Raw genomic sequence first — 19,823 nt, forward strand, 5'->3', positions numbered from 1 at the left:
TTCCTAATTGCGCCGCAACTCTAACGCCGATTCTGTCGTTCATACAATCTACCCCTGGGCAAATTTTAGATAAAGTGTGATCTAGATCACAGAAATTTAGCTTACTTGATCAGAATTGCTACTGGTCTGATGTGATTGCTGATCAAAAAATGAACACAAAAAAAGATTGCAACAAATTTTTAGCAAAAATCCCCGCACAATCAGCGGATTCATCTGATCATATTGATTTTGACAGAATATCATTCGAAAAAACAAATTCGCACCCTAAAATATCTTTTAAAATTAAATTCATCAGTATTAATGCTGTTTTTCCAGGATAAACGTCATGGATACATCAATAACATTATTGAAACATACCAACGGCTTTTGCCCGTCAGGGTCAGATTCTTTTGTATTAAAAATGAACGATTTTACAGGGGAATGTTAACAATGGAAGGAATGAGATTGGGGAGGGAAATGATACGTAAACATTTATGTGGCTGTTAAAAGGATGAGGGCGTGCCCACAACCCAAAATAGCCATGTATGATTATCATCGGCATACTTATTCAAAACTTGAGATAAAACTGATCAAAATATTCGCAAAATATGCAGTAACTCTTTATTTTAGATCGTTTTTTATACCAGGGGATTTGCAACGCCGCGACGGGTATTTATGTCCACGTCTGTTAGGGAAAATAATGGTGATAACGCATAACGTTATCATACAGCTACAAAAATGCCGCCGTAATTCCGGTCCGGGTTTACGGCGGCGATACGTTGAGCAGGGCTATGTCACGGACCCCGGGGCAAGCGTCCCGCTGGCCGGGACCTATGCCGTTCCCTCCGCCCCCGGCCAGCGTAAGGGCGCGGCGGAGGGTACGGGACGATAGGCTTTAATGCGCCGCCGTGGTGGCCGGAACGGCTTTTAAGTCATTCAGGAACGATTGACGCCAGTGTACGATGTCATTTTTATTAATCACCTTCATCATTTCCGCATGGCGAGAAATGCGCTCTTCCAGCGGCATACAGAGCGCTTTATCCAGGGCGGCGGCGACACCGTCGCGGTCATAAGGATTCACCAGCAACGCCGAGGTAAGCTCATTGGCGGCCCCGGCAAAACGGGAAAGAATCAGTACGCCCGGATTGGCGGGATCCTGCGAGGCGACATACTCTTTCGCCACCAGGTTCATCCCGTCGCGCAGCGGGGTGACCAGGCCGACTTCGCAATGGCGGAAAATCTTCATCAGCAGGCTGCGTTCATAATGCTGGTTAAGATAGAATAACGGGGTCCATTCCAGCGTTGAAAAATGGCCGTTAATCCTGCCGGCTTCCGTCTCCAGTTCGTGACGAATATCCTGGTAGGCCTGGACGTCGCCGCGCGAAGTGGGCGCTATCTGGAAAAAACGTATATTGCCGCGGTGCTGTGGATAGTTCTCAAGCAGGGTCTCGAAGGCCTGGAATCGCTCCGGCAAACCTTTGGAATAATCCAGGCGATCCACGCTGATAATCAGCTTGCCGTTCATTTTATCCCGCAGATGCGCAAGCTTAGGCGGCAGCGCCCCTTCCGCCAGTTCACGGATACTGTCCGGTTCCACGCCTATGGGATACACGCGCACCGTGACCGATTTGCCATAGGCGGCAAAGCGGTCTTCATCCAGTTGCTCCACGTCGGTCACCAGCGACAGGTTTTCAATAAAGGCCAAACGGTCGGTTTCCGCCTGGAAACCGATGAGATCATATTCGCACAGCATTTCCAACAATTCTTTTCGCGGCGGCAAGGCATTGAATATTTCCGAGGTCGGGAACGGGATATGCAGGAAAAAACCAATGCGATTGGTCATGCCCAGCTTGCGGCAGGCGGCGGCGAAGGGTAACAGATGATAATCATGGATCCACAGGATATCGTCGTCTTCCACGAGAGGCTGCAAACGTCCCGCCAGCTTCTCGTTAACATGGCAATAACCGTCATAATCCTCACGCTGGTATTGCACCAGGTCCAGGCGGTAATGAAACGCCGGCCAGATAACGGTATTGGAAAAATTGAGATAATATTGATCATATTCGCTTTGGTTCAATGTGAACGCAGCAAACGTAATGTTGTCCTGCTGGTGTTTCTCCAAAGGAAGCTCTTCTTCGCTGATTTTGCCGTTCCAGCCGAACCACAAGCCGCCCGCGTCCTTCAGCGAATCCATAATGCCGACGGCCAGGCCGCCCGCGCTTTCTTTTTTACCTTCCATAGCCGCAATACGGTTCGATACTACTATTAAGCGACTCATAAATCCTCCCCAACCGAGCTTTTGGTTTTAATAGAATAATTATCTTGTTGTTTAAGCAATGACAATAGCCAAAGATGAACGTGCCCCACATCGTCCAAATGATAACGCGCCGCGGTAGCGCCCGGTCCGACCTTTATTGAGATGCCGTTCAGGGCGTTGACCTGGATAAATCCGGCTTCGTCCGTCAAGTCGTCGCCGATAAACAGCGGCGTTCTTCCGGCAAAAGGGCTTTCCTGCATAAATGCCTGGATGGCGGCGCCTTTGTCGACGCCCTTCGGCTTGAGCTCCACGACGCATTTGCCCGGCTGCAGGGCCAGTTCCGCATAACGGCGGGCAAAGGTTTCAGCCACCGCCATGATCGCGTCTTGATATTGCGGCGCCTGGCGATAATGCAAGGCATAGGCCATGCCTTTTGCTTCAACATGGCAGCCGGGAAATGCGGCGATGGCCTGCGTCAGTTCCCGTTCAAGCTTCATCGCCAGCTCCGGCGATAAGTCGGTGCGGTGGATTTCTCCGCGCGCGTCCCGGCGTTCAGCGCCGTGCACGCCGGCCGCAGGGCCATGCAGTGGCGCGCTGAGGGCGTCGAGTTCCGTTAAGGAGCGGCCCGATACCAGCGCCACGGCGCCCCCGCCGACGCTGGAGATGGCATATAAAGTCTGTTTGATATTATCGGGGATGGACACTAATTCGGGCCGTTTTTCAATGGGAGCCAGGGTGCCGTCCACATCAAAAAAACAGGCGAAGGTGTCCAAGGGTATCGGGGGTAGCGAATCACTGTCTGTCATACCTGTTATCCTCCTGTTACCGCGAGCGAGCAGCATTCCGGGCGCATCGCTGGATAAGTGGTTGCGCTACAGCGCATTAGCGCAGCCCGGATGACAAGTGGTAAGCGGTAACAAAGGAGTGAGAAGCATTGAGGTGAATTTTAAAATCGTCGTTCTCCTTGAAACTGCGCTGGCGTTATCGCGGAACATAAGGCGCAAAGAAAACGCTTTTGCATGGCCGGTAAGGCATGCTTTCTGTCCCACCTGTCCTTCGGGCGGCAGTGAACACTTTAGTTAGTATAGACAATAATTTTTGATCTGTCATAAATGGCGGCAAACGCCCCGCCCGGCCAAGCAATGGCAGGCAATACTTCAACGTTATAGATAGGTTCCATTTCATGATAGCGTCTCTGCTGGCCTAAATGCGGTAAAAGCGGCCCGGAAAAGTCAAAAATTGTATATAAAGTTAAATACGCCTTGACGTATAAGGCTAAAAAAAAGGCATTTTGCTCAAAAATCAGACAAATATAAACGATAATCAGTTTCATTTATACGCACATATCACTTAAGTAATTAATTATTAATAGAAAAAATCTGAAATAGCCATAGATCGGCGTCATATTGTCAACCGCCATGAACATAAAAAATCATACAAAAAAGTCCATGAATTTTTCTTATGTTTATTTTGACTAATTTGTAATATCATTTTCCGAACAAACCGCTTGCCTTTAAACGGAAGCGCCTGCCGCTTGGCAAAACGTGCGCAGTTCCTTCGCGTGGCGGCCAGCAAAAGCGTTACCTGCCTTGAACGGTGCATCGTTAGACTTAAGTCAAATTTATCGATTCACTTTTGGGAGAGCGGTCTCAAAAAAATATCGTTGAACTTAATTGTGAATTGTTGTTAAAACATTAGGTAACTGTGAAGCTTTATGAAATCTACAGGCCAATAAGAAGCATTTTATCGTTGCTAAAAACAGATAATCAAATTAAATGAGGGTGCGCTATGCCAACGATCATCATGGATTCATGCAGCTATACCCGCCTTGGTCTTACCGGATTTTTGACGGATACCGGTGTAAAAAAGCGCAATATCAATATCGTAGCTGATATCGGCCAGTTGCAGACAAAATGCACGCGCGTGAAGCCTGATGTGGTTTTTGTGAATGAAGAGTGTTTTATCCATGAACCGGATGCGACGGATAGAATCAAAAAGATCATTACCCAGCATCCCGATACGCTGTTTTTCATTTTTATGGCAATGACCAACATCCATTTTGAAGATTATCTGTTTGTGCGTAAGAACCTGATTATCACCTCGAAATCGATTAAGCCCGAGACGCTCAATTCGCTGCTTACGGGCTGCAATAAACATAAATGCCTGGATGACGGCGCCCACAAGTCGCCGGTGGATTTGAACCCGGTGCGGTTAAGCCAGACCGAATCCAATATGCTGCGCATGTGGATGTCCGGTCACGACACCATCCAGATATCGGACCGCATGCAGATCAAGGCCAAGACGGTCTCTTCGCATAAAGGCAATATCAAGCGGAAAATCAAGACTCATAACAAGCAGGTGATTTATCACGTCGTGCGGCTGACGGACACCGTGACCAACGGCATTTACGTTAACGTACGCTGACCATAGGCCCCGTCGCTTTAATGCCTGGGCGCGCGGGGGCTTTTCGGTATCAGGGCGCCGCCTGATACCGTTTTTTTACGTCGTACTAGCGCTCCTCCAGCAAGGGTTCAACAAAAATGCCGTCAGGATGGCTGGTCTCGTTAAAAAACCAAATGGCGGTAGGATAATCATCCAACGCCACCAGATACATCACCCCTTCGCTGAATTCTTCTATGGCCTGGATTTTGCCTTTACGCCGTGGCCCGCCATCGGTTTTCACCGTCACCCGATCGTGTAATTTCATGACTTACCTCTAAATATGCCCGATAGCTAGTTTAGTATAAAACACCCCGTCCAGTCAGCCCGTACCCGATCGGCCGGGACATTTATTCCACCCCGGCCAACGTACGCAAGGCGATCCAAACCCGCGGCAAAAGCTATACTTAACAGGTACGTTTTTGCTGGTCTTCACAGAGGGGAAACATCATGGCCTTTGCCAAAGAATTCAATGAACAGCTGCAGCGAGAAATAAGTATAGACGTGGATGCGTTGCTACAGGCGGTCAGGGAGGCGGCGCAAGGGGAAATACATGAACACCAGAGCAATGAACACGCCCATATGGTCACGGCCGACGGGCGCGAATTTAACACCTACGGCGCCCTGGCGGAAGCCTATGACCTGGATATACGCGATTATACCGTGGCGGAAGTCAATCGGTGACCATGGCGGCCTGGCGGCAGCGATAAACACAGAAAAAGACCCCGGCCGATCAGGCCGGGCGAAAAAAAGCATATTCCTTTGCGGGGTGCATAAGGAATTTTAAAGTTCGTTACACTAGGAAATCAAATTACCCGCCCATAGTAGCGGCATCACTTAATTTGGCAAGTAACATAATGGTTGCTACTCTATCGCATTACGCACCACAACCGCGCCAAAAAGGGTCATCACGATGAAAAACACCTGACCTCCCCGATAATAATTGTTTATTTTCATATGATTATTAAAAATAATTAGATTTTGCGCCCAATTTTTCCACGCTGGCCCAGCCGGTATTACGCGCTGTTTTTTAGGATTATTCTTAATGATACTTTAGGAAAAATGCTGCTTTACAGCACATCGGCACGATTAGCTTGACCCGAATCCGGCGAACATTTGCCGCTTTCGCGGCAATCCATCGTATATACTCAGTTTTATAAGATGACGTCAGCCCATTGTCACAACTGTCAAAAAGGCGGGAAAAACATGCCAAGTCTCACCGACCCGTTAGTGGTCATAACCGATTTGGACGGGTCGCTGCTCGACCATCATACCTACAGTTGGCAACCTGCCGCGCCCTGGCTTGATAGGCTTAAGGCCCATCATATCCCCGTGGTGTTTTGCTCAAGCAAGACCACCGCCGAGATTGTGCCGCTGCAAGAGAGCATGGGGCTGTCGGGAACGCCATTTATTGCCGAAAACGGCGCGTTGTTACAGCTTGACGGCGAACTGTCCGGCAGGATCATGGGACAGGACTATGCCGCGGTACGCGCGGCGATGGAACGGCTGCGGCAGGAATACGGTTTCAAATTCTTCGGCTTCGGCGACGTTGATGAGAAGCTGGTCGGCGAATGGACCGGGTTATCCGCCCAAGACGCGCTGCTGGCGCAGCGTCGGCAGGCCTCGGAGGCCTTTATCTGGCGTGAAAGCGACGAGCGGCTGCGCGACTTTACCGACCTCCTGGCCAAGGAGGGCCTGGCGGTGACCCAGGGAGGACGGTTTTATCACGTGATGTCGCAAGGCAGCAGCAAAGGCGCCGCGGTGCGCCGGCTTTTGCAGCACTATCGTCAGCAGGACGGCCGCCCGTGGCAATCCATAGGCCTGGGCGACGGGCCAAACGATATTTCGCTGCTGGACGCGGTGGACTATGCGGTCATCATTCGGGGTTACACGAAAACGCCGGTCACCGTCAGCCCGCAGCAGCGGTATGTTTATCGCACCAACGCCTATGGACCGGAAGGCTGGTGCGAAGGGATGGATTATTTTATTACCTCGGCTTAATCAGAGTCGGATAACAATTTTAAGAAAAAAAAAGCTTGGGGAGAAAACGCATGAGTGATTTTCATCAAAATGGAATTATCGCCAATTTTCACAACCTCTCCGATCGCAAGGTCGAGGAGTTAGAAACAGAGCTGCTGGGGTTTGCCAAAAAGCGCAAAATGGGTCTGATCCTGCCGTCGCTGTTTTCTGAGCTTGAAGGACCGGCGCTGGCCCATATCGTTGATGAATTGGCCAAAGTGCCCTATCTGGAGGAAATCGTTATCGGGTTGGATCGCGCCGACCGCGATCAATTCCTTTTTGCCCGGGATTTTTTTTCCCGGCTGCCTCAGCATCACCGCATTCTTTGGAATGACGGACCGCGGTTAAAGGCTATTGACGCCGAGCTGGAAAAAGAAGGACTTTCTCCCACCGAACCGGGAAAAGGACGCAACGTCTGGTTCTGCACCGGCTATACGCTGGCGTCGGATCGTACGCTGGCGGTGGCGCTGCACGATTGCGATATCGTCACCTACGATCGCGGCATGCTGGCCCGGCTGCTGTATCCCGTGGTCCATCCCAAATTCAGTTATGAATTCTGTAAAGGCTTCTATGCCCGGGTGGCCAACGGCAAGATGAACGGACGCGTCGTGCGCTTACTGGTGGGGCCGCTGCTGCGTTCGCTGGAAAACGTCTACGGCCAATCCCCTTACCTGGATTATCTCAACAGCTTCCGCTATCCCCTGTCCGGCGAATTCGCCATGCGCACCCGCGTCATGCATGATATGAAAATCCCGGGGGATTGGGGGCTGGAGATTGGGTTATTGTCCGAGATTTACCGCAACTACTCGCCAAATCATATTTGCCAGGTGGAAATCGCCGATAATTATGACCACAAGCACCAGCCCCTGGCGGAAGAGGATGGCTCCGGCGGCCTTAAGCGCATGAGCAACGATATTATCCAGTCCCTGTACCGTAAGCTGGCCACGATGGGCGTCAATTTAACCAGCGACTCCTTCCGGGTGCTCAAGGCTACCTATTACCGCAATGCGCTGGACATCCTGGAGTTTTATCATCATGACGCCATCATGAACGGACTGAAATTCGACCAGCACAGCGAGGAGGCGGCGGTGGAATTGTTTATGCAATGCATCCTTGACGCCGGACAAGCCTTTATCGAACGCCCGAACGATAAACCCTTTATCCCGAGCTGGAGCCGGGTGCAATCCGCTTTCCCCGATATTATGCAGCGCATCTATGATGCGGTGGAGGAAGATAATAACGGCGACGTATAGTCGCGGCTGGCGGCAAACAGCGGGGCCGCTGGCATGCTGCCCCCGGTTTGGCCGCCACCGGCTTTCGTTATGCCGCAGGGTGATGAGTCATGCGCGGTGATACCCTGCTCATCATGTGGCTGGCTGTGCCATTAACCCGTTATTGTCTTTGTGCTAAACCGGTCATCGTCCGGGCGGAAAAGAATGATTATGCGCGAACTGAAACCGAATGAACCTCTGGTCGCCGCCCTTGCGCAGTGGATCGAGGATCATCTGGACCGGGATATCGCCTTGCCTGAGCTCGCCGCCCGGTCAGGGTATTCGGTATGGCATATGCAGGGCGTGTTCCGCGCGACCACCGGCATTGCCGTCGGTCGTTATATCCGCGAGCGCAAATTGACGGAAGCCGTCTATCGCCTGCGCAATAGCGACAACAGAATCATGGACATCGCCCTCGATTATGGCTTTAACTCCCAATCACAGTTCACGACGTTGTTCAAAAAATATTTTGGCATCACGCCGCAGGCGTGCCGTAACGATTGCTCGCTAATATTGCCATTAACGCCGCCGCTGCGTTATTAAGCAGGAAGGTCAAGGATCGCCCGGACGAGGGCCTGTCTATTTCTGGATAAAAGTGTTATTACAAATGAATTAATTTAATTCACGCCACACGCGGATCACGGCATTAGCGAGACTGCATGATGCTAATTAAATCAACGTCTTTGCTCTTTTAAATATTCACTTCATTATGTGATATTCAAATAAGCATATCGTTATTCAATTTTAATTTCCGCTTACACGCTAAAACATGACTGAAATAAATAGTAATTCCCCAAGTTTAGCGTACTATGTATAAGTAAGATTAATTTCCCTGGTGTAACTTAAGAAGTAATGTTGCCCGCTTTTTTCGGCGGGCTTTTTTACCACGCCCATAACGCATTGATATACCACTCCTTTTTTCTGCCTCTTTTCTTGGAAGTTGCTAAGATTTTATTTTTTGAAATCATCATTTGTCTCTACAGGCGACTTTAAATATCAGCAACACTAATCACACATCACCACGACACTGCCCGGCGTAGGCAAAATGCCCGTCGTTATCCAATTTATTATGCCGCGGGCGATCTTTCCAGCATACCGGGGAAGGCGCCTGGCATAATGTCAGGCGCTGTGGACAAAAAAGCTTAAATTTTACAGCCTTCACAATCGTCCTCTGCCGAAAAGGCTTCCGGCACTTCCTTGGCTTTTTGTTCGGCATGTTCCTGCGCCTTGGCCAATTCGGCATCAATATCAAATTCAAAAATATCATCGTTCATGGTTCAAATATCCCGTTAGTGAGCACCGAGGACAGTATAACCAATTGCGTATAAAAACGTTAACCCTGCGAGCCCTGGATAAAAAAACCCGGCCATTGCCGGGTTACGTCGCGAAAAAAATACAGGGTCAGATTTCGAGCCCTTTCTTGCTCTTCTTGTCCGCGCGCTTTTCCTTCAGTGTCTTCTCCGGTCTCTTCTTGGCTGACTTGTCCTTACCTCTACTCATAAACACCTCGCTTACTTGTCAGATTTAGGGGGTTGACCAAAAGACTTCCCGATAACACCCGGGCCACCTAGAGTTATCAAACCTGGACGCTAAATGCAAGAAGGAACGATTACCGCGCTTTATCGGGATGATCCTTCAGCCAGTTGTTCATGGTATCGATCTCGGCTTTTTGCGCTTTAATCACCCTCTCCGCCATCTGCCGCATCCGGGGGTCCTTACCGTATTTTAATTCGGTCTCCGCCATGGCGATAGCGCCCCGGTGGTGTGGAATCATACCGCGGGCAAAAGCGACGTCGGGGTCTTGGGCTTTCACCCCTTCCGCCATATCCTTATGCATGTCCTGCATGGCGGCCATATAGTCCTGGCTGGACTTACTGAGCCCGGCCGCCGACCCATGATCCATGTTCATGCCGGGCATGGCGTCGTCAGCCCAAACGGAAGACGACGCGCACGGCAAGGTTAACATCAACAGCGACAGCATCACGTATTTGCTCATATTCCCTCCTGTTATTATTTATGCCCGGTCTCGGTCGCGGCGTCATCCTGACCGATGATATAAGACTTGAACTGCGGCGACATCCAGGCGGTAAAACCATCGGCGGAACGGGTGATAAGATAAACCGCCAGACCCTGCTGCTCGGCCAGCGCCTGGGCTTTTTCGGTGCCCAGCACCATCAGTCCGGTATCCCAGCCGTCCGCTTCCAGGGCGGTGGGCGCGATAACCGTGGCCGACACCAGCTTATGTTCAATTGGCCTGCCGGTCGCCGGGTCGATGATATGCGAGAGCCGTTTTCCCTGCAATTCATAGTAATTGCGATAACTGCCCGACGTACTGATGCCGTGTCCCTGCAAATCGACTATAGCCTGGGCGCCGATTTCCCGATCGGTCGGCCGCTGGATCGCCACGCGCCACGGTATTCCCTGCGGCGAAAGTCCGCGCGAGACCACGGCGCCCCCCACCGAGACCAGATAGCGGGTAATGCCGCGCCGTTCCAGCAGCGCGGCGAGATGATCGGTGGCGGCGCCCTCGCCCAGCGTGGACAAATCCACATACAGGTCCGGCAGATCTTTTTGCAGCCATTGCCCCTGGCTATCTTCGATAAGCCTCAGGTGGCGCAGCCCGACCCGGGCGCGGGCACTGTCGATGTCCTGCTGTTCGGGCAACGCCCGCGGCTGTTTATCCGGACCGAATCCCCAGAGATTCACCAGCGGCCCGACGGTGATATCCATGGCGCCGCCGGTTTTCACCCCGATACGCAGCGCGGTGGTGACAATATCGGCCATATTGGCGGTAATGGGCTGCGCATCGGTGCCGCGGTACTGGTTGAATCGCGACAAAACCGTGTCCTGTTGATAAGTCGACAATTCATGGTTGTCCTGCTCCAGTTGCCGGGCGATGCTGTCTTTTAATCCCTCGAGGGCCGCCGGCGGAGGCGCGGCCAGGGTGACGCGGTAAAAGGTTCCCATTGTCCGCCCTTCGGCGACCCACGCCTGCGCGGCGTCCGGCGGCGCGGGTCGGTCGCACCCGGCCAGCGTCAGAACCACCGGAGCCCCGATGATCAACAGTATTGCTGCATATCGCTTCATGAATTTCCCTGTTCCACCCTGAAATAAACCGGCCAGCGCCGCCAGCGCTATCTTAATACGTCTGACTGGCTTTGCAAAAATCAGACCGTCATCGGCGGGTATAATTAAGAAAGCGCGAGCCCGGCGGGGGAACCGGGATCGTGCTGGGTGGAAACGGGACGGGCCGGCAAAAAACGCGGGATCAATGGTCCGGCTGCGTGCCGCCCTGCGCGTAGTTAAACATCCGCTGGACGATTTCGTCGGCACCTTTGATAATTTCGGAGAGATGTTTATCGCTGCGGTTCACTGCCTGGGAATAGGCAATCTCATGTGCCTCGTCGACCATGGTGATGATACGATCGCGGGTTTCGGCATCGATATTGCCCAATATCGTGGTAATCACCACTTGATAGGCATGGGACGTGACGGTAAGCAGCTCTTCACGGGCTTCCAGTGCCTCGATGCGTTTGAGCAGCGCGTCATAAAGCGGATCGTTGGCCATATTTTCTCTCCCAGTGTCATTCGGGCAGGCGCCCGACACCCGCGGCCGCATTGGCCGGCGGATGATGTATCGGCTTTTTATTGTTATTGCCAACAGCCAGTATAGTCAACAAAAGATGGCGGGAGCGTGCAACGCCCGGCGGCGTTGCGCTGACGATCGCATGAGCGGCGCTAATCGGCAGAGACGGTGGGCGCATGGGCGCCGTCTTGTCCCCGTCTGGCCCATTTGGCCCACAGCGCGGTGAGGATAGGCACCAGCACGGAGGTGACGATAACCGCCGTGGCCACCAGCGCCGTGGCCGACGCCACCTGGCTTTTAAATACCGGATTCATCTCGGCGATTAAAAACGGCGTGGCCGCCGCCGCGCCGGCCGAGCTGGAAGCGGCAATCCCGGCGGTGCCGTCGCCGCCGCCAATAAATTTATCAGCCAGGATCAAGGGAATGCCGGTAACGATAATAACGCCCACGCCCAGCAGGATCCCCAGCAGTCCGGTATCGCGGATCACCGATAAATCAATGGCGCTGCCTAGCGAGAAGGCAAAAAAGGGAATCAGCGCCGGCACCGCGCGGCCAAAAAACGCGCGCAGCTCATCATCCAGATTGCCCAGGATAAACCCGAGAATGAACGGTAGCACCGCGCCCAGGAATAGCCTGGGTTCAAACGACGCCACGCCGGCGGACCCGAGGATAATCATCGTTAACAGCGGACCGGATTCGATGGACATCAGCACAAAGGCGGCTGAATCTTCTTTACTGCCGTATTGCTGCATCAGCGAGGCATAGAGCCCGCCGTTGGTCATGTTCATCGACGCGGCCAGCACCAGGGCGGAAATGCCGGTAAAAAAGCCGCTTTGCACGCCGTCCAGCGGCAGGAAGCGTGAGGCAACCAGCGCCACCACCCAGGCAGTGAGGGTTTTAACCGCCACCAGGGTACCGGATTTTTTCAACACGACGCCGGATGCGCGTAATTGAATGGTGGCGCCCATGCAAAAGAACCAGACCCCCAGAATGGGCACCGTGCCTTTCAGGATGCCGTTCGTAAATGATCCGAAATACGCGCCCGCGTGCGGGTAGAAGGTATTGATAATCGCCCCGATGAACAGGGGAACCAACATTAACCCGCCGGGAATTTTATCTAAGCTTTGTTTGATTTTCATACCGCACCTTTTAGAAATGCCATGCCTTAAAAAATGAACCAATATTTCATTTTTGCATGATACGACGTATTTCTTCAGGCAAAATGTGATTTGCATCACAAAATATTTGTGACGCAAATCACCATTTGGCGCTGACAGCATGAAAGGATCATGTGACGTACATCACATTAGAGATGATCACCACTCTCGGCGCGCGGGTCCTGTGCCGCGACAGGGCGTTCGCGGGTTGTCAGCCAGCAGAGCAGCGAGCCGCAGCACACCAGCGCCACGCCCTGCCAGAACCTACCGGTCAGGTGGATATGGAGCAACGTGGCGGCAAACAGCGAGGACAACACCGGGGTAAAATAGGAACAGGCGGCCAGCAGGGTCATATTGCCGTTGATGATGCCGATATTCCAGGACGCATAGGCGATACCCATCACCGCGCCGGTCACCAGCAGGGCGACGACGCTCGCGCCGCTGAACACCAGTCCCGGTTCGTTGCTGAACAAGTATTTCACCCATAGCAGCAGCGCGGTCAGGATAAAAAACAGCGTAACGCCATGTTGTCCGCCGGCAAACCGACGGGTAACATTGCAGTAGACCGCCCAGATCAGTGCGCCGCCCAGCGCCAGGCCATAGCTTAGTGGATTGGATAATACATTATCCAGCATATGCCGGGGCGTCCATCCGCCGTCGCCGCACATCAGCCAGACGATACCCGTCAGCGCCAGCAGCAGGCCGGTATAAACACCGGCACCGCCCTTTGCGCCGTTCATCATCATCGCCAGCAGTACGGTCAGGCTGGGCCAGAGATAGTTAATCATGCCCACCTCAATCGATTGTTCCCGGCTGGCGGCGTAGCCGAGCGACAGGGAGGAGCAGATCTCATAGCTGGCAAACAGCAGTCCGGCGGTGAGCATATACTTAAGCCTAAAGCCGGCAACACGCGGACGCGCCGCCAGCGCCAGCAGGAATACGGCGCTGACGGTGTAGATCATGGCCGCACCGCCGGTGGGGCCGAACTGCTCGCTCAGGCTGCGGATTAAGCCGGCCAGGGTGCTCCACAGCACGATTGCCAGCAGACCCAGCAGCGTGGCGCGCGTTTTGCGCGCGCCGCCACAAAGCGCTGCCACTAGGCTCGCACGGCCAACAGGCACAGCTTGCGTGTCAGTTCATAACTGGCGACAAAGGCGCTGACCGGCAGAAATTCAAATTGCGAGTGAAAATTGTGCGCGCCGGTAAAATAGTTGGGCGTTAACAGCCCCCGGGCGGACAGGGCTGCGCCGTCGGTGCCGCCCCGCATCGGCGTCACTTTCGGCGCGATGCCCAGTTCCTTCAGACCGGCGAACAGCAAATCGATGGCGCGACGATCGTCGCCGATGGCGTTGCTGATATTACTGTAGATATCGGTTATCTTGAACTCGACCTTTCCCGTTGGATAACGCCGGGCAATTTCTTCCGCCACCTCGCCGATACGCTGCTTGCGCGCTAAAAAACGATCCCGGTCAAAATCGCGGATCGAAATATTCAGCCGCGCCTGGCGCGCATTCGCCGCCATATCGTTAAACCAGAAATAGCCTTCCCGGCCCTCGGTATTTTCCGGTGTTTCCCGCCGGTCAAAATGACTGATGAACTCCTGCGCCATTAAAATCGGATTCACCAGCACATTTTTCGCCGACATCGGGTGCGCGGTCACCCCGGTCAGGGTCACCGCCGCGCTGGCGGCATTAAAATTTTCATAGACCACTTCGCCCAGTTCGCAGCAATCGATGGTGTAGGCGAAATCCACGGCGAAACGGGCCGGATCCAGCGCTTTGGCGCCGCGCAAGCCGATTTCTTCGTCCGGCACGAAGGCAACGACAATATCGCCGTGGGGCGTATCCGCGTCCAGGTTTTCCAGCATGGTCATGATGGCGGTGACGGCGGCTTTATTATCGGCGCCGAGCACGCTGGTACCATCGCTGAAAATAATATCCTGGCCGCGATAGGGCATGATCTCGGGATGTTCGGCCACGCGCAGCCAAATATCTCGCCCGGCGTTCAGGCAAATATCTTCGCCGGTGAAAGGCAGCAACTGCGGATGAATCTCCGGCGACAGGCCGACATCCACCGTATCCAGATGGGCGATAAATCCGATGCGCGGCGCAGCCGGCGTGTTGCCGCGTTTCAACGCGGTGACGGTGGCGCGGTCATCGACCTGGATATCCTCCAGGCCTAAAACGCGCAGCTCCTGCGCCAACATATCCGCCAACTGTTGCTGTCCCGGCGTGCTGGGCAACGTGGTCGCCGCGGCATGGCTTTGGCTGGTCACCGCCAGGTAGCGGTAAAAACGTTGAATCAACTGTCCGGCGATATCTTGTGGCATAACGATCCCCTGGCAAAAATGCAGTCTGCAAAAAATAAACGCCGCCCAATCGCGGTTGATCGCCCGGTGCGGGCGCCCCGTATTGATTCCGGCCGGGAGATAATATAAACGCTCCGGGCGCAGGTCTCCAGCCGGAATACGCCGGAGAAGCCCGCTTCTGCCGGTCCGCCTACGCGCACCGGCGATAACGTACCGGGCCCCAGACAGCACAATGCCCGCCGGAGCGGGCATTGTGGCGACAGGTGCAACCGCCGGTTTGCGAACCGGCGCGCGGTCCAGGCTTATAAGCCGGCCGGACGCGGCACTTCCAAATACTGGCCGTTGATACTACGACGATAATAATGCCCCTGGTTAACGTAAAAGCGTTCACCATTGAGGTCAAGCACCGTCATATTGCCGCTCATGCCGCCGGAGGCGTAAACCTGCGGCTGCGGCGGCGCGTCGACCACCACATATTGATTTTCCTGCCGCTGGTAGTAGATACCGTCAAGCACATAATACGTCAGGCCAGCGACCAGCACCGTTGCCGCCACGCCGGGCAGGAAATCAAATCTTGCGCCGCGATGCGGACCACCCCAACCGGGTCCCCGTCCGCCCCATCCATGGCCGCCGTGACCCCCGTCGTGCCAGCCGGGAGCGGCAAAACCCGCCACCGGCGCCAGGAGGCTAAGCGATAACACAAGGCTCAATAATTTTTTCATAAGGTACCTTTAACCTTCCCGCTTAAAAACACATGCTTAAAAAAAGTCGCCGATGCTCTCATAACAGACCTAAACGGATGAATTCGCAAGTGCATTTACGCATCTTTAGCCGGCTATAACAGAATCCTTACCATCCATTAATAATTGATCGCAACTGCAGGGTGCCTGCTCTGGACGCCCATTATGCAACGCCTGCAATGCAAATAAAGGGTTAAGGATGCAAGGAGTTGTAAACATATAATTTATATGAATATTGATAACGCTGCGATTAGCCGTTCTCATTGGAAGCCGACGACCGGCAATGTTATTTTTTAACCGTCCGCTCGCTCCAGAGCCGGCATATGTGATGTTGGGCACCCACAGTTTTTTTCGGTGGGTGTTTTTTTTATCCGCCCTTGGCGCGCGCGTTATTTTACCAGATCGTCAAGACGCTCGTCGACGATCCCGGCCGGTTCAAGATGCGCCAGTACCTCCGCCGCGGGAAACAGTTTCCTGACCGCCGCTTCCGCCGCGTCGCCGATTTCATGGCCCACATCTACCGACAGTTGGCCGTCCACCTCGACATGCAGTTCGACGAAAACCCGATCGCCGCCGTTGCGGGTGCGGATATCATGCACCCCGCGCACCCCCTCGCAGCCCAGGGCGGCGTCGCGGATACGCCGGCGATCCTCAGCGCCAAGCTCCTGGTCCAGCAGTTGCCGCAGGGCGGTAACGACCATGCCGCGCGCGTTCCAGATCATATAGCAGGAAATGGCCAGGGCGCCGATAGCGTCCGATCGGGTCCAGCCGAAGGCGCTGTCAAGCACCAGGGCGCACAGCACCGCCAGGTTTACCGCGATATCGGTAACGTAATGCGCGCGATCGGCGGCGATGGCCGTGGAGGCCGTTTGCCTGACGACAAAGGTTTGCATTGAAACCAGCACGGCGGTGCACAGGGTGCTGCCGATGATAACCCAAATGCCCAGCCCGTGCTGCATCAGCGGCTGCGGGTGGAACAGGCGCTGCGTGGATTCCATGCCCAGCACCAGCCCGGCGCCGCCCAGCAGCAGCGCCTGCACAAACGCCGCCACGGCCTCGGACTTGCCGTGCCCGTAGCGATGGCCTTTGTCAGCGGGACGTTGGGCGTAAAAGACGCCAATCAGCGTAACCACCGAGGCCAGAACGTCGACCAAACCGTCCGCGGCCGACGTCAACAGCGCCATGGACCCCGTCAGCGTCCACGCCCAGATTTTTACGACCACCATCACCAGAGCCAGGCTAAGCGACATCAGCGACGCCATGCGCGTCAGCGTCTTACCGGGAAGATTAAACAACATGACACTCTCTCCCACGGCTATTCTTTTTCTTCATATAGCTAACCGTTTGATATTGCGATGTAAGCGGGAATACGGATAAGACCGGACCGGGCTAGGTTATCATCAACCCCTGCCGCTGCCTATGGGATGCCATCAGGGTTATCGGTGCGTTTTTTTTTGGGGTGTGGTGGCCAGCGTGGCGCCAGTCACAGACCGGCAGGGGGATAACTGTTTGAATAGTGGCGGAGAGACAGGGATTTGAACCCTGGGAAGGATCGCTCCTTCAACGGTTTTCGAGACCGTCCCGTTCAGCCGCTCCGGCATCTCTCCTTTTTAGCGGTTGCTATCATGCCCTGTTTTACGGCATTTTAATAGTCCTAAACCTCGCCTGGCGATTCAAGTGACGACTTATCGAGCAACACGATGATAAAATGGCCATGGAAAAGTTCTACGCCATCCGCTGCAACCCTTGCCTTATGGCAAGAGGCGCTGGCGATCCCGTTATTTTCACCCCTCTGCGCCGCGGAGCGGCACGCTCTGGTAATGCTGGCCGGTAAGTTTCTCCAGCAGAAGAAATTAGTCCCCTTGCAGGGCCTGACCCTGGATGACGCGATGGAGGCACGTATCGCCCTGATGTTTGCCCTGCCGGTCTTGGGGCTGGGCATTGAGTGGCTGGACGGTTTTCATGAAGTGGTTATCTATCCCGCGCCGTTCGTGGTGAATGACGAATGGCAGGATGAGTATGGCCTGGTGCATCGCGGCGAAGCGGTGCACTCCGGGCAAAGTTGGGATCAGGGCCCTATCGTCCTTAATTGGCTGGAGATCCAGGACTCGTTCGATCTCAGCGGTTTTAACCTGATTATCCACGAGACCGCCCATAAGCTGGACGCGCGTAACGCCGGGGTGGTTAACGGCGTGCCGCTGATTTCCATCAGGGACGTGGCGCGCTGGGAAACGCTGCTGCACGCGGCCATGGAGGATTTGCAGGATGAGGTTGACCTGGTCGGCGAAGACGCCGCCAGCATGGATGCCTACGCCGCCAGCGATCCGGCCGAATGCTTTGCGGTCTTGTCCGAGTATTTTTTCAGCTCCACCGAGCTGTTAAACGAACGCTTCCCCGAACTCTATCGCTGCTTTACGCAGTTTTACCGTCAGGATCCCCTGGCGCGCCTGGACGCTCAGCGGCATGCCGGCGCGTGATTTGACCAAGGGTTGCGCAATCGCGCCGTAACATTTGTTTTTACGTTGACACGCCTGGAGGGGCCGGATATGATTCGCCCCGTTCTCGCAATTCCTCTGTAGTTCAGTCGGTAGAACGGCGGACTGTTAATCCGTATGTCACTGGTTCGAGTCCAGTCAGAGGAGCCAATTTCTTGTTTTCATGCCTCTTTGCGAATCCCTATATGATTTTGATTCAATAAGTTAGTGTGAAAAATCTTCCCGATGCGTTTTTAGTTTTCCCTCTGCATCGGGAAAAATTGGTGGTCAGATTTGGGGTCAGGTTGGTTCGATTATGGAGTGACCCCCATATGTCTCTTAACGACACGAAAATCCGCAGCATTAAATCCCTGGCAAAACCTTTCAAACTGTCCGATTCACACGGGTTGTATCTGTTGGTCAATCCCGGTGGCTCCCGTCTCTGGTACCTCAAGTATCGTATTAATGGCAAAGAATCTCGTCTCGGTTTAGGCGCTTATCCGCTGGTATCCCTTGCCGACGCCCGGCTACAGCGTGACGGCATCCGAAAATTGCTAACGCAGAATATCAACCCGGCTCAAGTGCGTGTCGCGGAAAATTCCGTCTGTTCACCGGAAACGTATTTTAAAGCCGTGGCGCTGGGCTGGCATAAAAGCAATAAAGCTTGGTCGGAGAACCACGCCGCCCGCCTGCTTGCCAGCATGAACAATCATATTTTCCCGGTGATTGGGCATCTGCCGGTAATGGAACTGAAAACACGACATTTCACCGCTCTGCTGAAAGGGATTGAGGAAAAGGGACTGCTGGAAGTCGCGTCCCGCACCCGACAGCACCTATGCAGCATTATGCGTTACGCAGTGCAGCAAGGACTGGTGGAACACAACCCGGCGCTGAATCTGGAAGGCGTGACGGCTCCGCCCGTTAAACACCACTATCCTGCCCTGCCGCTGGAACACCTGCCCGAACTACTTACTCGCATCGACAACTATCAGCATGGACGAGAATTGACAAGGCTGGCGGTGACATTGACCCTGCATCTGTTTATCCGTTCCAGCGAACTGCGTTTCGCCCGCTGGCGCGAGATCGATTTCAGAAACAAAATCTGGACCATCCCCGCCTCAAGGGAAACCATTGTAGGTGTTCGTTATTCCGGGCGTGGCGCGAAAATGCGCACACAGCATATCGTGCCGCTGTCCCGGCAGGCTGTTGCTATTCTGAGGCAGATACAGGAAATCTCAGGGCATCTGGAACTGGTATTCCCCGGCGACCATAACTCATATAAGCCAATGTGTGAAAACACGGTCAACAAGGCACTACGGCTGATGGGTTACGACACGAAAACTGATGTCTGTGGCCACGGATTCCGGGCAATGGCCTGTAGCGCCTTAATGGAATCAGAGCTTTGGTCACGGGATGCCGTTGAACGCCAGATGAGCCATCAGGAACGCAACAACGTGCGGGCGGCGTACATCCACAAAGCGGAACATCTTGATGCCCGCAAAGCCATGATGCAGTGGTGGTCGGATTATCTGGATGCATGCCGGGATGCATTTGTCCCACCCTATGTCTGGGGCAGATTGGAGAAAGCATAAG

20 protein-coding genes and 2 tRNA genes are annotated in these 19,823 nt (G+C 54.0%); 8 read left to right on the plus strand and 14 right to left on the minus strand.

Annotated elements, in window-relative coordinates:
- Positions 1–874: 874 nt before the first annotated feature.
- The 3 genes from otsA to ACL2XM_RS11220 form a co-directional block, all read right to left on the minus strand.
- Positions 875–2,257 (minus strand): alpha,alpha-trehalose-phosphate synthase, encoded by a 1,383-nt coding sequence (otsA, locus tag ACL2XM_RS11210; RefSeq protein WP_410015422.1) that lies wholly within the window; start codon positions 2,255–2,257, stop codon positions 875–877.
- A complete protein-coding gene (otsB, locus tag ACL2XM_RS11215) occupies positions 2,254–3,042 on the minus strand; it encodes a trehalose-phosphatase (RefSeq protein ID WP_410015423.1) in 789 nt (262 codons plus the stop codon). The genes otsA and otsB overlap by 4 nt, the downstream gene beginning before the upstream one ends.
- 269 nt (positions 3,043–3,311) lie before the next feature.
- Positions 3,312–3,569 carry a hypothetical protein gene (locus tag ACL2XM_RS11220; protein ID WP_410015424.1) on the minus strand — a complete coding sequence of 86 codons (258 nt, stop codon included), beginning with the start codon at positions 3,567–3,569 and terminating at the stop codon, positions 3,312–3,314.
- A 455-nt stretch (positions 3,570–4,024) separates the two neighbouring features.
- Between ACL2XM_RS11220 and rcsA the strand changes: the two genes are divergently transcribed.
- Positions 4,025–4,660 carry a transcriptional regulator RcsA gene (gene rcsA / locus ACL2XM_RS11225; RefSeq protein ID WP_410015425.1) on the plus strand — a complete coding sequence of 212 codons (636 nt, stop codon included), beginning with the start codon at positions 4,025–4,027 and terminating at the stop codon, positions 4,658–4,660.
- Between the two features lie 85 nt (positions 4,661–4,745).
- Here the strand turns inward: rcsA and dsrB are convergent, their stop codons facing one another.
- Positions 4,746–4,943, minus strand: coding sequence for a protein DsrB (gene dsrB / locus ACL2XM_RS11230; protein WP_410015426.1), 198 nt, complete (start codon positions 4,941–4,943; stop codon positions 4,746–4,748).
- A gap of 182 nt (positions 4,944–5,125) precedes the next feature.
- Here dsrB and ACL2XM_RS11235 point away from each other — a divergent pair, with 182 nt between their 5' ends.
- From ACL2XM_RS11235 to ACL2XM_RS11250, 4 genes are all read left to right on the plus strand, one after another.
- Complete coding sequence (locus ACL2XM_RS11235; protein ID WP_410015427.1) at positions 5,126–5,359, plus strand: DUF2525 domain-containing protein; 234 nt, start codon at positions 5,126–5,128, stop codon at positions 5,357–5,359.
- Between the two features lie 522 nt (positions 5,360–5,881).
- The gene (locus ACL2XM_RS11240; protein WP_410015428.1) at positions 5,882–6,676 is read left to right on the plus strand and encodes a mannosyl-3-phosphoglycerate phosphatase-related protein; all 795 of its coding nucleotides are present in this window, start codon (positions 5,882–5,884) and stop codon (positions 6,674–6,676) included.
- A gap of 50 nt (positions 6,677–6,726) precedes the next feature.
- Positions 6,727–7,947, plus strand: coding sequence for a glycosyl transferase (locus tag ACL2XM_RS11245; RefSeq protein WP_410015429.1), 1,221 nt, complete (start codon positions 6,727–6,729; stop codon positions 7,945–7,947).
- 189 nt (positions 7,948–8,136) lie between these two features.
- The gene (locus tag ACL2XM_RS11250) at positions 8,137–8,508 is read left to right on the plus strand and encodes a helix-turn-helix domain-containing protein (RefSeq protein WP_410015430.1); all 372 of its coding nucleotides are present in this window, start codon (positions 8,137–8,139) and stop codon (positions 8,506–8,508) included.
- A 599-nt stretch (positions 8,509–9,107) separates the two neighbouring features.
- Here the strand turns inward: ACL2XM_RS11250 and ACL2XM_RS11255 are convergent.
- The 10 genes from ACL2XM_RS11255 to ACL2XM_RS11300 form a co-directional block, all read right to left on the minus strand.
- The gene (locus ACL2XM_RS11255; RefSeq protein WP_410015431.1) at positions 9,108–9,239 is read right to left on the minus strand and encodes a hypothetical protein; all 132 of its coding nucleotides are present in this window, start codon (positions 9,237–9,239) and stop codon (positions 9,108–9,110) included.
- A gap of 335 nt (positions 9,240–9,574) precedes the next feature.
- Positions 9,575–9,961, minus strand: a complete 387-nt coding sequence (locus ACL2XM_RS11260; protein WP_410015432.1) for a DUF305 domain-containing protein — start codon at positions 9,959–9,961, stop codon at positions 9,575–9,577.
- 14 nt (positions 9,962–9,975) lie between these two features.
- On the minus strand, positions 9,976–11,052 hold the full coding sequence (apbE, locus tag ACL2XM_RS11265; RefSeq protein WP_413732903.1) for an FAD:protein FMN transferase ApbE: 1,077 nt from the start codon (positions 11,050–11,052) through the stop codon (positions 9,976–9,978).
- 181 nt (positions 11,053–11,233) lie between these two features.
- The gene (locus ACL2XM_RS11270) at positions 11,234–11,533 is read right to left on the minus strand and encodes a hypothetical protein (protein ID WP_410015434.1); all 300 of its coding nucleotides are present in this window, start codon (positions 11,531–11,533) and stop codon (positions 11,234–11,236) included.
- A gap of 170 nt (positions 11,534–11,703) precedes the next feature.
- Positions 11,704–12,690 carry a 2-keto-3-deoxygluconate transporter gene (gene kdgT, locus ACL2XM_RS11275; RefSeq protein WP_410015435.1) on the minus strand — a complete coding sequence of 329 codons (987 nt, stop codon included), beginning with the start codon at positions 12,688–12,690 and terminating at the stop codon, positions 11,704–11,706.
- Between the two features lie 167 nt (positions 12,691–12,857).
- Entirely contained in the window at positions 12,858–13,805 is a 948-nt protein-coding gene (gene yddG, locus ACL2XM_RS11280; protein ID WP_413732904.1) for an aromatic amino acid DMT transporter YddG, read from the minus strand.
- Positions 13,805–15,037 (minus strand): peptidase T, encoded by a 1,233-nt coding sequence (gene pepT / locus ACL2XM_RS11285; RefSeq protein WP_413732905.1) that lies wholly within the window; start codon positions 15,035–15,037, stop codon positions 13,805–13,807. Before pepT ends, yddG begins: the two co-directional genes overlap by 1 nt.
- A 281-nt stretch (positions 15,038–15,318) precedes the next feature.
- Positions 15,319–15,738: a DUF6515 family protein gene (locus ACL2XM_RS11290; RefSeq protein WP_410015438.1), complete on the minus strand. Its 420-nt coding sequence runs from the start codon at positions 15,736–15,738 to the stop codon at positions 15,319–15,321.
- A gap of 407 nt (positions 15,739–16,145) precedes the next feature.
- Positions 16,146–17,054: a cation diffusion facilitator family transporter gene (locus ACL2XM_RS11295; RefSeq protein WP_413728541.1), complete on the minus strand. Its 909-nt coding sequence runs from the start codon at positions 17,052–17,054 to the stop codon at positions 16,146–16,148.
- A 219-nt stretch (positions 17,055–17,273) separates the two neighbouring features.
- A tRNA-Ser gene (locus tag ACL2XM_RS11300) sits at positions 17,274–17,363 on the minus strand.
- 93 nt (positions 17,364–17,456) lie between these two features.
- Between ACL2XM_RS11300 and mtfA the strand changes: the two genes are divergently transcribed.
- From mtfA to ACL2XM_RS11315, 3 genes are all read left to right on the plus strand, one after another.
- Positions 17,457–18,233, plus strand: coding sequence for a DgsA anti-repressor MtfA (mtfA, locus tag ACL2XM_RS11305; RefSeq protein WP_410015440.1), 777 nt, complete (start codon positions 17,457–17,459; stop codon positions 18,231–18,233).
- A gap of 92 nt (positions 18,234–18,325) precedes the next feature.
- Positions 18,326–18,401, plus strand: a tRNA-Asn gene (locus ACL2XM_RS11310).
- Positions 18,402–18,562: 161 nt separating this feature from the next.
- The gene (locus tag ACL2XM_RS11315) at positions 18,563–19,822 is read left to right on the plus strand and encodes a tyrosine-type recombinase/integrase (RefSeq protein WP_413732907.1); all 1,260 of its coding nucleotides are present in this window, start codon (positions 18,563–18,565) and stop codon (positions 19,820–19,822) included.
- The last annotated feature ends 1 nt before the right edge of the window (position 19,823 follow it).

Source organism: Sodalis sp. RH20, assembly GCF_047324205.1.
Classification (GTDB): domain Bacteria; phylum Pseudomonadota; class Gammaproteobacteria; order Enterobacterales; family Enterobacteriaceae; genus Acerihabitans.

Bases quoted from the DNA above. Each gene is read 5' to 3' on its own strand.
- ACL2XM_RS11290 (WP_410015438.1), bottom strand. From the start codon at position 15,738: ATGAAAAAATTATTGAGCCTTGTGTTATCGCTTAGCCTCCTGGCGCCG.
- ACL2XM_RS11220 (WP_410015424.1), bottom strand. From the start codon at position 3,569: ATGAAACTGATTATCGTTTATATTTGTCTGATTTTTGAGCAAAATGCC.
- otsA (WP_410015422.1), bottom strand. From the start codon at position 2,257: ATGAGTCGCTTAATAGTAGTATCGAACCGTATTGCGGCTATGGAAGGT.
- otsB (WP_410015423.1), bottom strand. From the start codon at position 3,042: ATGACAGACAGTGATTCGCTACCCCCGATACCCTTGGACACCTTCGCC.
- ACL2XM_RS11245 (WP_410015429.1), top strand. From the start codon at position 6,727: ATGAGTGATTTTCATCAAAATGGAATTATCGCCAATTTTCACAACCTC.
- ACL2XM_RS11240 (WP_410015428.1), top strand. From the start codon at position 5,882: ATGCCAAGTCTCACCGACCCGTTAGTGGTCATAACCGATTTGGACGGG.
- ACL2XM_RS11260 (WP_410015432.1), bottom strand. From the start codon at position 9,961: ATGAGCAAATACGTGATGCTGTCGCTGTTGATGTTAACCTTGCCGTGC.
- rcsA (WP_410015425.1), top strand. From the start codon at position 4,025: ATGCCAACGATCATCATGGATTCATGCAGCTATACCCGCCTTGGTCTT.
- ACL2XM_RS11315 (WP_413732907.1), top strand. From the start codon at position 18,563: ATGTCTCTTAACGACACGAAAATCCGCAGCATTAAATCCCTGGCAAAA.
- pepT (WP_413732905.1), bottom strand. From the start codon at position 15,037: ATGCCACAAGATATCGCCGGACAGTTGATTCAACGTTTTTACCGCTAC.
- ACL2XM_RS11235 (WP_410015427.1), top strand. From the start codon at position 5,126: ATGGCCTTTGCCAAAGAATTCAATGAACAGCTGCAGCGAGAAATAAGT.
- mtfA (WP_410015440.1), top strand. From the start codon at position 17,457: ATGATAAAATGGCCATGGAAAAGTTCTACGCCATCCGCTGCAACCCTT.
- kdgT (WP_410015435.1), bottom strand. From the start codon at position 12,690: ATGAAAATCAAACAAAGCTTAGATAAAATTCCCGGCGGGTTAATGTTG.
- ACL2XM_RS11270 (WP_410015434.1), bottom strand. From the start codon at position 11,533: ATGGCCAACGATCCGCTTTATGACGCGCTGCTCAAACGCATCGAGGCA.
- dsrB (WP_410015426.1), bottom strand. From the start codon at position 4,943: ATGAAATTACACGATCGGGTGACGGTGAAAACCGATGGCGGGCCACGG.
- ACL2XM_RS11295 (WP_413728541.1), bottom strand. From the start codon at position 17,054: ATGTTGTTTAATCTTCCCGGTAAGACGCTGACGCGCATGGCGTCGCTG.
- ACL2XM_RS11250 (WP_410015430.1), top strand. From the start codon at position 8,137: ATGCGCGAACTGAAACCGAATGAACCTCTGGTCGCCGCCCTTGCGCAG.
- apbE (WP_413732903.1), bottom strand. From the start codon at position 11,052: ATGAAGCGATATGCAGCAATACTGTTGATCATCGGGGCTCCGGTGGTT.
- ACL2XM_RS11255 (WP_410015431.1), bottom strand. From the start codon at position 9,239: ATGAACGATGATATTTTTGAATTTGATATTGATGCCGAATTGGCCAAG.